The following is a 15,502-nucleotide window of genomic DNA, read 5'->3' as shown; positions in this document are numbered from 1 at the left end:
AGGATGACTTAAGCCAGCGCTTGAATGCGGTCTGGACGGAAACCCGACCAGTGATCCTCGCCGACGACTACGACAGGAAGCTGGCGATAGCCGAGAGCTTCGACTTCTTCTTGAGCACCGGATTCGGCGGTAATATCGATAACAGTGTAATCAAGCCCCTGCTTGTCGAGCGCGCGGTAAGTCGCGGTGCATTGAACACAAGCGGGCTTGCTATAAATTTGGATTTCCATGGCTATTTTCCTTTTCATAGCGGCATTTTTCGGGTAGGGCACATCTAGTGCCTGCCCTCTCTAAAAGATACGACGCATACTATATATAGACCAATGAAAAATCAATTCAAGCATATGTGGTATTTTTCATCCACAGGATATTGACAGCTAATGCCCAACCCTGCCCCCTAAAACACTGTCCCAGACAATAAAAAACCGCCCACTAAAAAGTGGACGGTTTTTAACAGCGCCATGAACCGGCGCAGTTAGCGGCTCATAGCAATATTAGCTAATCGCAGCCTGGTAACGACGCTCAACGTCTTCCCAGTTCACTACGTTAAAGAACGCAGCAATATAGTCAGGGCGCTTGTTCTGATACTTCAGGTAGTAGGCATGCTCCCAAACATCCAGACCGAGCAGCGGCGTATTGCCGTGCATCAGCGGGCTGTCTTGGTTCAAGGTATTTTCTACCACCAATTTCTTTTCAGGGGTAATGGAGAGCCATGCCCAACCACTGCCGAAACGGCCAACGGCCGCTTTTTTGAACTCTTCTTTAAAGGCTTCCAGACCGCCCAGCTCAGCATCAATCGCTTTTGCGACATCGCCCTGGGGATTGCCACCACCGTTAGGCGACATCATTTGCCAAAACATGGAGTGGTTGGCATGACCGCCACCGTTATTAATAACGGCTTGACGCTTGGCTTCCGGAACGCGATCCAAATTAGCGATCAGCTCTTCGACAGGTACATCTTCAAGACCTGTGCCTTCCAGCGTGGCGTTCAGGTTGTTGATGTAGGTTTGATGGTGACGAGAGTGGTGAATTTCCATCGTCATCGCATCGATGTTTGGTTCGAGAGCGTCATATGCGTACGGCAATTCGGGTAGTGTATGTGCCATATCATCATCTCCTTGAGTGGCTTTCGTTGCTTTCACTTACCTATGTGCGGTCAGCCCGCAGCTTTTTCAACCACCGGGGTGGTTTTTCTTACCTTTTGACCCAGTACTTTAGTCAACTATTGCCAGTTTACCTAATACACCGGCCAAAAAAAAAGCCGACTTCTGGCGAAGTCGGCCCACCGCTATTGAATCACGGTATTGCTTACAGCTTGCTCTCAAGCTCCGGCAGGATCTCAAACAGATCCCCCACCAGGCCGTAATCCGCCACCTGGAAAATCGGTGCTTCGTCGTCTTTGTTGATGGCAACGATCACCTTGGAGTCCTTCATGCCCGCCAGGTGCTGGATGGCACCGGAAATGCCCACGGCGATATACAGATCCGGCGCGACGATCTTGCCGGTTTGGCCGACCTGCATATCGTTGGGCACAAAGCCTGCGTCTACCGCGGCCCGGGAAGCACCGATGGCAGCCCCCAGCTTGTCGGCAATGCCGTCGAGCAGCTTGAAGTTTTCGCCGTTGCCCATACCGCGGCCGCCGGAGATCACCACCTTGGCGCCGCCCAATTCAGGACGATCCGACTGCGCCAGCTCCTCTTTCACAAAGCTGGACTGGCTGTTGTCGACCACTACGTCGACGGCTTCCACCGTCGCGCTGCCGCTGGTGCCGACCGCATCAAAACCGGTGGAACGCACGGTGATGACCTTGAGGGCATCGTCGCTTTTGACGGTAGCAATGGCGTTACCGGCGTAGATCGGTCGCTTAAAGGTATCGGCGCTGTCCACGGCGATAACGTCCGACAGCTGGCTGACGTCTTTTAGCGCCGCTAAACGCGGCAGCACGTTTTTGCCGGTAGTCGAAGCGCTGGCCAGCACGTGGGTGTAGCCATCGGCCAGTTCGACCAGCAGCGCGCCCATGGGCTCGGCCAGCTGGTGGGCGTAAACGGCGTTATCCGCAACGCGGACTTTGCTCACGCCGTCGAGTTTGGCGGCGGCTTCGGCAGCGGCTTGCACGCCTTCACCGGCCACCAGGATATCGATATCGCCACCGATGGCTTGGGCGGCCGCCACGACGTGGGCGGTGGCACCGGCCAGTTGGCCTTCGTGTAGATCCGCAAGTACCAGAATGCTCATGGCATCAACTCCTTTCAAAGCTCTTTTCTTAAAGTACGGTTTTCAAAGCACTTATCTTAAAGAGCTTATCTCAAAGAACTTTGGCTTCGTTTTTCAGCTTGTCGATCAGCTCGTCTACCGAGGCGACTTTGACGCCGCCCTTGCGCTCGGCGGGCGACTCGACTTTGAGCAGGCTGACCTTGGAGGCAACCTCAACGCCGTAGTCGGCGGGGGTTTTCACATCCAGCGGCTTTTTCTTGGCCTTCATGATGTCGGGGAGCTTGGCGTAGCGCGGCTCATTCAAACGCAGGTCGGTGGTGACAATCGCCGGTAGTGTCAGGGCGATGGTCTGCAGGCCGCCGTCAATTTCACGCGTCACGTTCACCTTGTCGCCGTCGACCGCTACTTCCGAGGCAAACGTACCTTGAGGTAGGCCGGTGAGCGCGGCGAGCATTTGGCCGGTCTGGTTGTTGTCGGTGTCGATGGCCTGTTTACCCAACACCACCAACCCCGGCTGCTCTTCTTCAACCACTTTGGCCAACAGCTTGGCCACGGCCAGGGATTCGGCGCGCTCATCGGTTTCAATATGAATAGCGCGGTCGGCGCCCAGCGCCAGCGCCGTACGCAGCTGCTCTTGGGCGGCTTTGGGCCCTACCGTGACGGCGACGACTTCTGTCGCCACGCCCTTCTCTTTCAGGCGTACCGCCTCTTCCACGGCAATTTCGCAGAAGGGGTTCATGGCCATTTTGACGTTGGTAAGATCGACATCCGAGTGATCCGCCTTAACGCGGATTTTGACGTTATAGTCGATGACGCGTTTCACCGCGACGAGTACTTTCATAGGTTCCTCGCTTGGCTTGTCGTAAAGCCGTTACCCTGAGACGGCACCCGCCCAGCGGATACCCCTTTTTAAGACGTGTGATGCATTGAAGACTTACTGGCAACCGCTCAACAGCGATTCGCCTGCCCCAATACAGGCGCTGCCAACGATAACGGCGGCGCTTTTAAATTCAATATACAAAATTCAATCGAGCGTTTGATAGGTGCGCAATTGAAAAACCCTACCAATTTGCCATAGCCTGCCATAAAGCGACAATACCTAATGCTTAATCGTCCACTACGGCCTTAGTCGTAGCACTGAACGGTGGTAAGCAAAGCATACCGTCAATAAATGCTCCTTTCACCATCGTAGGCGTGACCTGACACAGGTATTATGCCTATCATGGGGCATAACCAGAAGCAAACGACCGTTTTAAATTAAGGCCGACTTTTTATAAGCTAGTTCCCTGGAGTAACCCTGAGATTAGTTTTGTAAACGCTGGCACTTAAAGAGAATAAGGAGAAACCGGGTGGAAACTGAAGAACGCGATGTAATGGACTTTGATGTCGTCATTGTCGGTGCGGGCCCATCCGGGCTTTCCGCCGCATGCCGACTCATGCAGCAAGCCAACGAGGCTGAGCAAGAGCTCACGGTTTGCGTCGTTGAAAAAGGCTCAGAGGTTGGCGCACATATTCTATCAGGCGCGGTCTTTGAACCCCGTGCATTGACGGAGCTGTTCCCCGACTGGAAGGAGCGCGGCGCACCACTCAATACCCCGGCAATTCGCGACGACGTTTTCTTGCTTAAAGACGCCGAAAAAGCGCAGAAAGTGCCCAATGCTTTAGTACCTAAAAGCATGCATAACACCGGCGGCGAGCTTACCCGCTATGTGATCAGTGCGGGCAACCTGTGCCGCTGGCTGGCGGAACAGGCAGAGGGCCTCGGCGTAGAAATCTTCCCAGGCTTTGCCGCCCAAGAGGTCATTATTGAAGATGACGCCGTGCGTGGCATTCTGATTGGCGACATGGGTGTTGCCGCCGATGGCACCCCTAAAGATGGCCATATGCCGGGCATGGAACTGCGCGCCAAATACACGCTGTTTGCCGAAGGCTCGCGGGGGCATTTAGGCAAACGCTTAATCAAAGACTTCTCACTGGATGAAGGTTGCGACCCGCAACACTACGGTATCGGCCTTAAAGAGCTATGGGATGTGCCTGCCGACAAACATGAGCCTGGGCTCGTATTGCATGGCTCTGGCTGGCCATTGGATAAAAACGCCCACGGCGGCTGGTTCCTTTACCATGCGGAAAACCAGCAGGTCGTTGTGGGTTTGATTATGGATCTGGGCTACCAGAACCCGTGGCTCTCGCCCTTCGACGAATTTCAACGTATGAAGCATCATCCGGTACTTAGTCAGTATCTGGAGGGTGGCAAGCGCGTGGCTTATGGCGCCCGGGCGATTACCAAGGGGGGCTTTAACAGCCTGCCCAAAATGACCTTCCCCGGCGGGCTATTGATTGGCTGCGATGCGGGCACCCTCAACTTTTCCAAGATCAAAGGCCTGCACACCGCCATGAAGTCTGGTTTGGTTGCTGCGGAGAGCGTATTTGAGGCGATCAAAGGTGGCGACGAAGGCGCCCAGGAGCTAACGAGCTTTACCCAGAAATGGGAAGCCAGCTGGGCCTACCAAGAGCTTAAAGAGAGCGCCAGCTTCGGCCCCGCGATCCATAAATATGGCACCGTGGGCGGTGGAGCGTATAATTTTGCTCACCAGTTGCTGGGCAACAAGCTGCCTAACGTACACGATACCACCACCGACTATGGCGCACTCAAGCCTGCAGCCGAGTTTGAAAAGATTAACTATCCCAAACCGGACGGCAAGCTCTCCTTCGACAAGCCTACCTCGGTGTTTCTGTCGAACACCAACCATGAAGAGGATCAGCCGTGTCATTTGCGCCTGGACGATCCTGAGCTACCAATCCGCGATAACCTGCCCAAATACGCAGAACCGGCGCAGCGCTACTGCCCAGCTGGTGTTTACGAAGTGGTAGAGGATAGCGCGGGCCAGCCACGCTTTCAGATCAATTTCCAAAACTGCGTGCACTGCAAAACTTGCGACATCAAAGACCCAGCGCAAAATATTACCTGGGTAGCACCAGAAGGTGGTGGCGGACCCAACTACCCTAATATGTAATTGAATCAGTACCAGTAGCGACGGTATGAGCGTCACGGCTAGCGATAACGGGCCGTGACGTTTCTTTCTAGGCTATGAAAGTGTCGCGCTTTGCTGGCTTTCCAACACTTCAATCGGCGCACGGCGGGCAATGAGCCTTCTTCGTCCTGCCTGATCAAAGCGCACATCAATAACCGGATCACTGGCACTTCCCTCCACTGCCGCCACTTCGCCTATGCCAAATACCGCATGATGAAGCCGTTGACCAGGGTAGAAATTCGCCTCTGCTGAATAACCTACTTTGACCTCTTCAACCTGTGCCGGCGCAAGCACAATATCGTCTCGCCCCAGTCGCGCCAGATAGCGTTCAACCAACCCCACTGATGTCACTTGCAGGGTCGCCGCGGGTGCGTTGGTACTGGCTAAGCAGGAGGCAACCCGCATGCTATCCTGCCAGGCGCTTTCGGCAATAAAGCGACTCGGCCGGTGCACGCCCCCGTCATGAAGCACTAATAGTTGCTCCTGGGCGCGAGTGATCGCCACGTAGAAGAGCCGCCGCTCCTCCTCAAGCCGGTCATCGCTGAGCGGATTATCGCGGCTATAGTGGGGAAAGTCTTCTTCGTTAACCCCGGCAACCGCTACCAGCGGCCACTCGAGCCCTTTGGCGCCGTGTACAGTGCTAATCAGGACACCGCCCGCCTGATTTTCCACCGGGCGTTCAAGAAGCTCGATAAAGGCATCAGGGTCTTGCACGCTTTGCGCTTGTTCGATTAGCACGTCGAGTAAGCGCACATCCTCTTCGCCTTTATCTCGCCGCGCTGCCGCACGCTTCAGCGTTTTTTCAGCATCAATACTTTCCACCACGTGGCGTAGCAACTTAGCGGGTGGCCATGCGCTCAGCTGTGGCAGCTCACAAAGTAGCAGCCAGCGCTTTTTCAGCGTGCGCCGCTGGATCGGCTTTAACGCCGTAAGCATGGGGTCATGCCGCTCGGGCCACTGCTGAGTAGTCGCCAGTTGGTGTGCCAAACGCTGAAGCCGCTCACGGGCAACGAAGGGTGTTGGTTGAGAAAGCAGCAGTAACAGCTGCTGCGGATCGCGCAGAAGATCAGGGCGACGTGACAGCTTTAAATACCCCGCCAGCGCCTGCACCAGCGGCAGACGAAAAACAAAACGATCCTCACGCTGAAGCCGAAACGGTATCCCAGCCTGGAGCAGCGCCAGCTGGAACGGTACCGAAAGCGCCCAGCTGCGTACCAGCAAGCTGGCTTCGTTAAACGCTCGCCCCTGGGCCTGCCAATCCATCAATGCATCAAGCAGTAACCGGCTCCCCTGCCCGACTGAAACACGGGTTTCAGGGTTATTAGCTGCGGCCAGGCACAACTGGTTGGGGCGACGCTGATTAGCGGCAATGGCATGATTAGCTGCCAGCGCCAACGCATGACCATGCCTGAAGGTGGTCGATAGCGGATAATCGGTCGCCTCGCCAAAAGTGGCGGTAAAATTTTCCAGCATGGTGTCGGGCTTGGCGCCGCGCCACTCATAAATACACTGGTTGGCATCACCCACTGCCATTACCTCGGCACGACTACCTACCAACACCGATAAAAGTCGCTGCTGTGCAGCGTTAATATCCTGGTATTCGTCGATAATGACATGATCCAGAAACCCTTCGACCCGACCACGCAGGGCGATATCAGCCTCTAAAGCCAACAGCGGACGATAGAGCAGATCGGCATAGGTCATGACGCCTTCCGCTGCCAACAGCCTCTCTGCTTCGGCAAAGGCTGCCGGAAAATAGTCAGTATCCGGGTCAAAATTGAGCCGCTCGTAGAGCGCTTCCGGGGTGACCATTTCTGCTTTAACCAAGCCACAGAAGTGGGCCAATACTTCCAGGCGATCTCCCTCCAGGGCAGCATCCCGGCGCTCAACCGCGTCACGCAGCACATTGAGGCTCGCTTGGCGAAGCAGCCTTTCCAGTTGCCAATCGGCGGACAGTAGCTGGCGCGGCGCCAGCGCGCCCCAGCGGCACAGGCTCATGGTCAAGCGGTGGCCCAGGGAGTGAAAAGTACGCACATCCGGCAGCGCCTGGCCTGCAGGAGCCATTGAAGCTAAGCGGCGTTGAAAATCATCTTTGGCAGAGCGGTTAAACATCAGCACCAGGATACGCTTTGGCGGTACGCCACTGGCCAATATATGCAGCACCCGGGCAGCCATGGTGGTGGTTTTACCGGCCCCGGCCACGGCCGCTACCCGTGCATGCCCCGCCTGGTGATTAACAACAGCTTGCTGTTCAGCGGTTAACTTCACGGCGCCTCGCCAAGTAATTCATCATCCACCTGACCCAACGCAAACCACTGCCCGGCACTGGTTAGTCCCAGTTCACTCTTGCCATCGCCCACATTACGGGTTTCAGCCGCCTCAACCAACTGGTAAAAGACATTGCGGTGCAAGCGGGCAGCTAGCCCAAAACGCACTGGCAGCTGTGGCACCGCCTCGCCTTGGGGAGTTGAGGTGACGGTGAGCGGGTGTTCAGCATCTAAGCGAACCACGTCATCAAACTGGGTGGTAAACCACCAGGCACCGTCACGAAAGTCAGCCTCTACCGCCACCAGCGGCAGGTCTTCGACCTTTATTCGCCAGCGCTCTACCGGCGTAACCAGGCAGTAACCCTCGTCATCCAGGCGCAGCAGCGTTGCTAATAGGCGTGCCACCTTAGGGCGGGCAAACGGCTGCCCTTCGTGCCACCAACTACCATCGGCGTGAATGACGATATTCATATCACCCGAGAGCGCAGGCTGCCACTCATCGAGCGGAGGAATAGCGCCAGCGCGCTCTTCATCTCCACTACCTTGCTGCAGCAATCGATCAATATTCATCTCGCCCACCTCGTTTGAGCGTATTCAAGGCGCCCCAGGCTGCTATAGAAGCCCTGAGTGGGCCAACGCATCTTTAACGTGTTCCGGGGCATCGGGCGCCGCGGCACGGAAGAGCTGATAAAAGTTGGCGGTCGTTTGCATGGCCACTTCATCGACACTGATGCCCCGCTCCTGGGCAATGCACTCCGCCACTTGTACCACCCAGGCGGGCTCATTGGGCTTACCGCGATGAGGAACGGGCGCTAGATAGGGGCTATCGGTCTCAATCAGCAGGCGATCAAGAGGCAACTGACGGGCCAATTCGCGCAGTGGAGCAGCGTTTCGAAAAGTAATAATGCCCGACAGCGAGATATAAAAACCCAGCCGCACCGCCTCACGGGCCATCGCCAAGTCTTCTGTAAAACAGTGTAATACACCGCCCACCCGCGGGTCGCTATATTCACGCAGCAAAGCCAGGGTTTCCTCTTTGGCTTCGCGTGTGTGAATAATCACTGGCAGTTCAAGTTCCCGCGCGGCGATCAAGTGGCGCTTGAAGCGCTCGTGCTGAACCTCTATTGGCACACTGTCGCGGTAGTGGTAATCCAGGCCAGTTTCACCGATCGCCACCGCACCATACTGCTCAGCAGCATCTTTTATATCCGCGACGCTAGGCTCATTCTCACATTCATGTAAGGGGTGTAAGCCAGCGGAAATTGCCACATCTTGGTGGGCGCGGGCAATGGCCGCCAATTGCGGCACGTCTTCCAGCGTCACTGCTACCGCCAGAAATTGACTGACATGGGCAGCGCGGGCGGCGGTCAAAGTGGCATCAATATCGCCCCCATGGGTCTGGTCGGATAAACGATCTAAGTGACAGTGTGAATCAACAAACATACGGCTCTCGACATCAAATGGGTACTAACAGGCTGTTCTCAACAAATAGGACATTCAGAGTGTGAACGATGGCGCGGCTTTATCTAATTGACCGGCAAGCAGCGTCTCAATGCGGTCACGAACGGGATAATCCTGCTGACTGAAGTGCAGGCCAATGCCTGGCATACGGCGGCCAGTCACCCCCTCTGGAGATACCCACACTACCTGACCAGTAACCGAAAGACGTTCGCTTTCACCCGGCAGCGTAAGCAGTAAAAACACTTGCTGGCCAAGCTCATAAGGGGTCGGAGTAGGTACAAAAACCCCCCCGCGATCCAGAAAAGGCATATACGCGGAAAGCAGTGTTGGAACATCCGGGATGGTAAGAGAGAGCGCTTTCTGAGCAGCCATGACGACCTCGCTGTACTGTTTTGAACAGCCGTGGGGGATTGAACAAACACCACTATGAACGCAGCAGCGCCGCCCAGCGCACCAGCCATGCTTCAAGCACTAACTGAGGATTGGGGTTTGCCCCAACCGCCAACAACCGGCGCTGTTCGCGGGCATAATCGAGCAGGCGAAACCAATCCTGAACACGACCATTTTTAACCGCCTGGCGGTAGAGCGGCTCTAAATCGGGGTTATGCAACACCGCTGCCTCCCCAGACAAGCCTAGACGAATCAGGTCTTCCAGCCAGGCGATACCGTACCACAAGATGGCATCAATCGCCTGACGATCCAGACGGGCCGCCTCTGAAACGGGCTCGGCACCACGCACTAGCTGCTCAAAACTATCGTGAATCTGGTGGCGCAGGGCGCGCTCTTCCGGTGCCGCCAACTCCACGGCCAGCAACGGCAGGCCACCCGCCACCTGCCACCAGAAGTAGGCTTCGTCGGCGCTGCCCAACTGCTCAATCAACCAGCCACGACACGCCTCAAAAGCCACGCTGGGTAGCGACCACTGCTGACAGCGAGAGCGAATCGTCGCCAGCATCCGCGAAGGTACGTCTGAGAGCAGAATAAACAAGGTTTTATCACCGGGCTCTTCAAGGCTTTTGAGCAGCGCATTGGCAGCGGCAACGTTCATTGCCTCGGCGGGGGAAACCACAATCACCCGGTAACCGCCCTGCTGAGCCGTTTGCGAAACAAAGCGATTAACTTCGCGGATAGGGTCAATGCGGATTTGGCGCTTTCCCTCTTCCGGAGAAACCCGCAGCAGATCCGGGTGATAACCCGATGCCAGCATTGAGCAGCTATGGCAATGGCCACAGGCTTGATCAGCAGGCGAAGCGCATAGCGTTCGGGCAATTAACGCCTCCGCTAAATGCTCCTTACCCACACCGTGGGCGCCGTGAATTAACAGCGCGTGGGGCATACGCCCACCATCAGCCAAGCGGGTTAAATGCTGCCAGGTGGCTTGGTGCCACGGCATTACGCCGGTTAACGCCATGCCGCGACCTTTGTTAATAGGACTTGGCGGATTTGGCTTTGTACCTTATCCAGGGTGTATTGTGCATCGATCACCGCAAAGCGCTCGGGCGCTTCTTCCGCTCGTGCCAAGTAGCCATCCCGCACGGCCTGGAAAAAGTCAGCCTGCTCCTGTTCAAAACGATCAAGCTGCTCATGGCGATCACGAAGGCGCGACTCTAGGCGCTGCCTTGCAGCCTCTTTGGGCATATCGAGCAGTAGGGTTAAATCGGGAGAGAGCCCCTGCTGAACAAAGTCTTCCAGCACGGCGATACGCTCCTTGGCAATGCCGCGCCCTCCGCCCTGATAGGCAAAGGTGGCGTCGGTAAAGCGATCACACACTACCCATGCCCCTCTCGCCAAGGCGGGGAGTATCTTTTCCGCCAGGTGCTGCGCTCGCGCAGCGAACATTAGCAGCAGCTCCGCGTCGACATGTAGCGGCTCTTGGGGGGCAGGATCCAGCAGCAGTGCGCGAATAGCTTCGCCACGCGCGGTACCACCCGGCTCTCGAGTTCGCACAACTTCCAGCCCCTCGGCTTCCAGACACTCGGCGACAAAGCCCACATTGGTGGACTTGCCCACACCTTCGCCGCCTTCCAGCGTAATGAAGCGTCCACGCTTACTCATCATGCTCCCTTACAGTGGTCATCAATCATTGGTGATGTGGCATGGCTATCACCGGTTGCGGATATAGCGATTAACGGCATTGTTATGCTCCCGCAGCGTACGCGAGAAATGGTGTGTACCATCGCCACGGGAAACGAAATAGAGCGTTTCGCCAGGCAGTGGATTCACCGCTGCCTCCAAGGAGGCACGCCCAGGCATAGCAATCGGCGTGGGCGGTATGCCGTCAATGACGTAAGTGTTATAGGGCGTGGCCTCGCGAATATCGGCGCGGGTAATTCGCCCTTCATAGCGCTCACCCATACCGTAAATAATCGTCGGGTCGGTTTGCAGGCGCATGCCCTGCTCCATGCGGCGTTTGAACACACCGGCAATTTCGCGCCGCTCCTCGGGCGCACCGGTTTCCCGCTCGATCAAGGAGGCCATAATCAGCGCTTCGTAGGGTGAGTCAATGGTTAGGTTGTCCGCCCGCTCTTCCCAAACCTCTTCCAGAATGCGCTCCATCCGCTCCAGTGATTGACGCAGGATATCGACATCGCTCATACCCAGATGATAGCGATAGGTATCGGGAAAGAACCAGCCCTCTGGAAAGGTGCCTTCTCGATCGAGTAGCGTCATCACCTCCGCATCGCTCAACTCCGCTGTGCGGTGATCGAGCTTTGGCGCCGCATTGAGTAATTCGCGCATCTGCCGAAAAGACCATCCCTCAGGAATGGTCAGCGAGTAGGTGACGACTTTATTGCTACCCAGCAGTGCCATCATTTCCAGGCCACTCATATCCGGCAGCAGCTGATACTCGCCGGTACGCAGTTGCGGGACGCGTTCCGGCTCGACCCGCGCTAGCAAGCGAAACGCCCAGGCATCTTCCAGCACGCCCTGCTCTTCCAATCGCGCCACGACCTGATTAAAGCCCGCGCCAGAGGGCACCTGGTAAAGCATTGGCTCATCAAGCGCTAGCGGTGCCTCTAATCGGCTCTGCCAATAGAAATAACCGCCTGCTGCAGCTGCAGCCCCAACCACTACTAACACCAATAAAGCGGTTAATAACCGTTTCACCATGACACCTCTAGAAAATTGCTGAGCGATATCTAAACAGTGGCGTTCAAACAACGCCCAATAGCTGATGCGCCAAGCGCTGGAACGGGTCAGGCTGACTCAAGGGCCAGCGCTGCAGCAGTGAACCATCCGCGGCAAGCAAGGTGGTAACAGGCCATACCCCCTGGACAGAGTTGGCCACCCATAGCCGCTCGACATCAGCAAGTTGATGAAGCGTCAGCGAAGCGTGAGCGGCGGCACCTTGGTCAAGCAATGCGGCACGCAGCGTGCCAGCCACGCCGCACTGGTCAAGCTGAGGCGTTAACACTTCCCCCGCCTGCTGCCAAAAAACATTCATACTGGTGGCTTCTACCACAAGGCCTTCACTGTCGGCGAGTAAACCTTCGGCAACAGCGGTATCGTTCCACTCCTGACGGGCCAATACGTTTTCCAGTCGATTTAGATGCTTGATACCTGCCAACCGAGGCTGACGAGCCAGCCGCAAATCGCAAAGTCGCACGGTCACCCCTTCCTGCCAGCGCTTAACCGACGGTTGAAACGGCATTCGACGACTGAGCAGCCGCGGCGTGATCTGATCGGGCTGGGCATAGCCACGCCCGCCGCTGCCTCGGGTCAGTACCACCTTAAGCACTTCGAACTCAGCAGTGGGATCGCCTTGCCAAGTGGCGTCAAGGGCCTCCTGGCAGGGTAGCGGTAACCCCAGGCGATGACAGCCTTGTGCCAGGCGCTCCTTATGATAACGCCACAGCACCGGCTTTCCTGCCCGCAGCAGCACTGTTTCAAACAGACCATCGCCATACGCCAGCCCACGATCGTCAAACGGCACAGATTGATCAGCGGATGACGTAGGCGGCAGCATCGCTAACTACACCTTCTTAAACAGCAGCGAGCCGTTGGTACCACCAAAACCGAAGGAGTTCGAAAGCGCCATATCAATGCGCATATCCCTCGCGGTGTGCGGCACATAGTCCAGATTGCAGCCTTCCTGCGGGTTATCCAGATTAATGGTGGGCGGCGCGACCTGATCGCGAATAGCCAGGATACTAAACACCGCCTCTACCGCACCGGCGGCCCCCAACAGGTGGCCAATCATCGACTTCGTGGAGCTCACTGCCACGCTGTTGGCAGCGCCACCCAAGACGTTCTCAATGGCACGACTTTCGGCCAGATCGCCGGCCGCAGTGGAGGTACCGTGGGCGTTGATGTAGTGAACCGAAGAAACGTCAACCTGGGCATCTTTAATCGCATTGCGCATGGAGAGCGCTGCGCCGCGTCCATCTTCCGGCGGTGAAGTCATATGATAAGCGTCATCGCTCATACCAAAACCCACCAGCTCGGCGTAGATATTGGCACCTCGCGCTTTGGCATGCTCATACTCTTCAAGCACCAAAACACCAGCACCGTCGGATAGCACAAAGCCATCACGGTCGGTATCCCAGGGGCGGCTTGCGGCTTCCGGATCGTCATTACGCGTAGAGAGCGCGCGAGCCGCAGAGAAGCCGCCCAGCCCCAGCGGCGTTGTGGCCATTTCTGCCCCGCCGCAGATCATTACGTCCGCGTCGCCATAAGCGATGGTGCGTGCGCTGTAACCAATATTATGAGTACCCGTAGTGCAGGCAGTCGTAATGGCAATATTCGGGCCTCTGAAGCCGTGCTGAATCGCCATATTGCCCGAAATCATATTGATGATAGAGCCCGGCACGAAGAATGGCGATACTTTGCGAGCGCCACCTTTGTTAAGTGCGTTGTGGTTATGCTCAATCATGGGCAAGCCACCAATGCCTGAGCCAATAGCCACACCGATACGATCGGCATTCTCTTCGGTGCACTCAATACCCGAATCTTCTACCGCTTGGGCGCCCGCCGCCATGCCGTACTGAATAAACAGATCCATCTTACGGGCATCTTTAGGATTCAGGTACGGGCTAATATCAAAGTTTTTGATCGCCCCACCAAAGCGGGTGTTAAACCCACTGGTGTCGAAATGCTCAATAGGCGTAATACCGCTTTTACCGGCCACAATGTTGGCCCACGACTCATCAACGCTATTACCCACTGGGGTCACCAGGCCTAACCCAGTTACCACTACCCTTTTCCGTGCCATCAGCTTTCCTCCAGGCATCCATGGTGACGCGACCCACTTGGGTCATTTGCTGCTTAAATTTGGTCAACAGTATAACGGAGATTGAACGTTATAAGCATTGTGGCAGCAAAGCAAAAAAGCCGTCCTGGAAAAGGACGGCTTTTAAGGCGGGTGGCTAGCACCCCACCCTGGTTCGATGCATCGACGCAGCCCTTACTGGTGGGCGTTCACGTAATCGATGGCTTCTTGAACCGTGGTGATCTTCTCAGCTTCTTCATCGGGAATTTCAGTATCGAATTCCTCTTCCAAAGCCATGACCAGCTCAACGGTGTCGAGCGAATCAGCACCCAAGTCTTCTGTAAAAGAAGAGCTGTTTTGGATGTCTTCTTCTTTAACGTTCAGGCGCTCTGCTACAACTTTCTTAACGCGCTCTTCAATAGTACTCATTAACGTACTCCAGTCGTTCACATTAGCCGTTTTTGATAACCAGCTATTTGGAAACCGCAAGCCAAAAGCTGCGGGGTAGTTTATAGACGCCCTTGGGTAGACGCAACCGCCAAGCCCAAGGCCATCAACGCATATTCATGCCGCCATTCACGTGAAGCGTCTCGCCAGTGATATAACCGGCTGCATCGCTGGTCAAAAAGCCCACTGCTGCGGCGATCTCTTCCGGCGCCCCTAAACGGGCCAGCGGAATTTGCTTAAGCAGCATTTCGTGCTGTGCTTCAGGTAGCGCTTCGGTCATATCAGTGGCAATAAAGCCCGGCGCCACAGCGTTGACCGTAATCGCACGAGAGGAGACCTCACGCGCTAGCGCGCGGCTAAAACCTTCCATACCAGCCTTAGCTGCAGCATAGTTAGTTTGGCCCAGGTTGCCCATGGTTGCCACTACAGAACTAATTGACACAATACGCCCAAACCGCGCCTTGGTCATTCCCCGTAAACACGCCTTGCTAACACGATAGACAGATTTCAGGTTGGTATCCATGACGGAGTCCCACTCATCTTCTTTCATACGCATCAGCAAATTATCACGCGTGATACCCGCGTTGTTAACCAAAATAGTCGGCGCACCAAAGCGCTCAGTAATCGTTTTCAATACGCTATCGATACTGGCCTGGTCGGTCACATTAAGGCATAGACCTGCCCCTTCAATGCCGTGCTCTTTCAAATCGGCATCAATTTTCTCAGCACCAGACTCACTGGTCGCTGTACCAATGACAATACGGCCCTGGCGACCTAGCTCGCGAGCAATGGCCTGACCAATACCGCGACTCGCCCCCGTTACCAGGGCAACTCTACTCTCTTGTGTCATAACGTTCTGCCTCTCACCGTGT

General features: G+C 55.9%; 16 protein-coding genes. 1 reads left to right on the top strand and 15 read right to left on the bottom strand.

Features of this window, described 5'->3' with window-relative positions; all coding sequences use genetic code 11:
• Positions 1 to 8 precede the first annotated feature (8 nt).
• The 4 genes from nrdH to SR894_RS07740 all read right to left on the bottom strand — a co-directional run bounded on the left by nrdH (position 9) and on the right by SR894_RS07740 (position 3,055).
• Positions 9 to 230, bottom strand: a complete 222-nt coding sequence (gene nrdH, locus SR894_RS07755) for a glutaredoxin-like protein NrdH (protein ID WP_008956787.1) — start codon at positions 228 to 230, stop codon at positions 9 to 11.
• Positions 231 to 494: 264 nt separating this feature from the next.
• Positions 495 to 1,106 (bottom strand): superoxide dismutase, encoded by a 612-nt coding sequence (locus SR894_RS07750; protein WP_133730515.1) that lies wholly within the window; start codon positions 1,104 to 1,106, stop codon positions 495 to 497.
• 202 nt (positions 1,107 to 1,308) lie between these two features.
• Positions 1,309 to 2,235: an electron transfer flavoprotein subunit alpha/FixB family protein gene (locus tag SR894_RS07745; protein ID WP_133730514.1), complete on the bottom strand. Its 927-nt coding sequence runs from the start codon at positions 2,233 to 2,235 to the stop codon at positions 1,309 to 1,311.
• Positions 2,236 to 2,305: 70 nt separating this feature from the next.
• Entirely contained in the window at positions 2,306 to 3,055 is a 750-nt protein-coding gene (locus tag SR894_RS07740; protein ID WP_133730513.1) for an electron transfer flavoprotein subunit beta/FixA family protein, read from the bottom strand.
• Between the two features lie 508 nt (positions 3,056 to 3,563).
• Between SR894_RS07740 and SR894_RS07735 the strand changes: the two genes are divergently transcribed.
• Positions 3,564 to 5,228, top strand: a complete 1,665-nt coding sequence (locus tag SR894_RS07735; protein WP_133730512.1) for an electron transfer flavoprotein-ubiquinone oxidoreductase — start codon at positions 3,564 to 3,566, stop codon at positions 5,226 to 5,228.
• A gap of 72 nt (positions 5,229 to 5,300) precedes the next feature.
• On the opposite strand, the gene SR894_RS07730 is transcribed toward SR894_RS07735, so the two are convergent.
• The 11 genes from SR894_RS07730 to fabG all read right to left on the bottom strand — a co-directional run bounded on the left by SR894_RS07730 (position 5,301) and on the right by fabG (position 15,480).
• A complete protein-coding gene (locus SR894_RS07730; RefSeq protein ID WP_133730511.1) occupies positions 5,301 to 7,514 on the bottom strand; it encodes an ATP-dependent helicase in 2,214 nt (737 codons plus the stop codon).
• Entirely contained in the window at positions 7,511 to 8,083 is a 573-nt protein-coding gene (locus SR894_RS07725; RefSeq protein ID WP_133730510.1) for a DUF1285 domain-containing protein, read from the bottom strand. Before SR894_RS07725 ends, SR894_RS07730 begins: the two co-directional genes overlap by 4 nt.
• Before the next feature lie 42 nt (positions 8,084 to 8,125).
• Positions 8,126 to 8,956 (bottom strand): TatD family hydrolase, encoded by an 831-nt coding sequence (locus SR894_RS07720; protein WP_133730509.1) that lies wholly within the window; start codon positions 8,954 to 8,956, stop codon positions 8,126 to 8,128.
• Between the two features lie 54 nt (positions 8,957 to 9,010).
• Positions 9,011 to 9,346, bottom strand: a complete 336-nt coding sequence (locus SR894_RS07715) for a PilZ domain-containing protein (protein ID WP_223288168.1) — start codon at positions 9,344 to 9,346, stop codon at positions 9,011 to 9,013.
• A gap of 52 nt (positions 9,347 to 9,398) precedes the next feature.
• Positions 9,399 to 10,385, bottom strand: coding sequence for a DNA polymerase III subunit delta' (locus SR894_RS07710; RefSeq protein ID WP_133730507.1), 987 nt, complete (start codon positions 10,383 to 10,385; stop codon positions 9,399 to 9,401).
• Entirely contained in the window at positions 10,376 to 11,029 is a 654-nt protein-coding gene (gene tmk / locus SR894_RS07705; protein ID WP_208862640.1) for a dTMP kinase, read from the bottom strand. Before tmk ends, SR894_RS07710 begins: the two co-directional genes overlap by 10 nt.
• Before the next feature lie 48 nt (positions 11,030 to 11,077).
• Positions 11,078 to 12,085: an endolytic transglycosylase MltG gene (gene mltG, locus SR894_RS07700; RefSeq protein WP_133730505.1), complete on the bottom strand. Its 1,008-nt coding sequence runs from the start codon at positions 12,083 to 12,085 to the stop codon at positions 11,078 to 11,080.
• Between the two features lie 43 nt (positions 12,086 to 12,128).
• The gene (gene pabC, locus SR894_RS07695; RefSeq protein WP_133730504.1) at positions 12,129 to 12,941 is read right to left on the bottom strand and encodes an aminodeoxychorismate lyase; all 813 of its coding nucleotides are present in this window, start codon (positions 12,939 to 12,941) and stop codon (positions 12,129 to 12,131) included.
• Between the two features lie 6 nt (positions 12,942 to 12,947).
• Positions 12,948 to 14,186: a beta-ketoacyl-ACP synthase II gene (gene fabF, locus SR894_RS07690; RefSeq protein WP_133730503.1), complete on the bottom strand. Its 1,239-nt coding sequence runs from the start codon at positions 14,184 to 14,186 to the stop codon at positions 12,948 to 12,950.
• Between the two features lie 192 nt (positions 14,187 to 14,378).
• Positions 14,379 to 14,612 (bottom strand): acyl carrier protein, encoded by a 234-nt coding sequence (gene acpP / locus SR894_RS07685; RefSeq protein WP_008956801.1) that lies wholly within the window; start codon positions 14,610 to 14,612, stop codon positions 14,379 to 14,381.
• Between the two features lie 124 nt (positions 14,613 to 14,736).
• Entirely contained in the window at positions 14,737 to 15,480 is a 744-nt protein-coding gene (gene fabG / locus SR894_RS07680; RefSeq protein ID WP_009286414.1) for a 3-oxoacyl-ACP reductase FabG, read from the bottom strand.
• Between the last annotated feature and the right edge of the window lie 22 nt (positions 15,481 to 15,502).

The sequence above is a fragment of the Vreelandella neptunia genome (assembly GCF_034479615.1).
GTDB lineage: Bacteria > Pseudomonadota > Gammaproteobacteria > Pseudomonadales > Halomonadaceae > Vreelandella > Vreelandella neptunia.
Note: the sequence above shows the minus strand (reverse complement) of the source record. Positions and strands in the feature narration are given on the sequence as shown.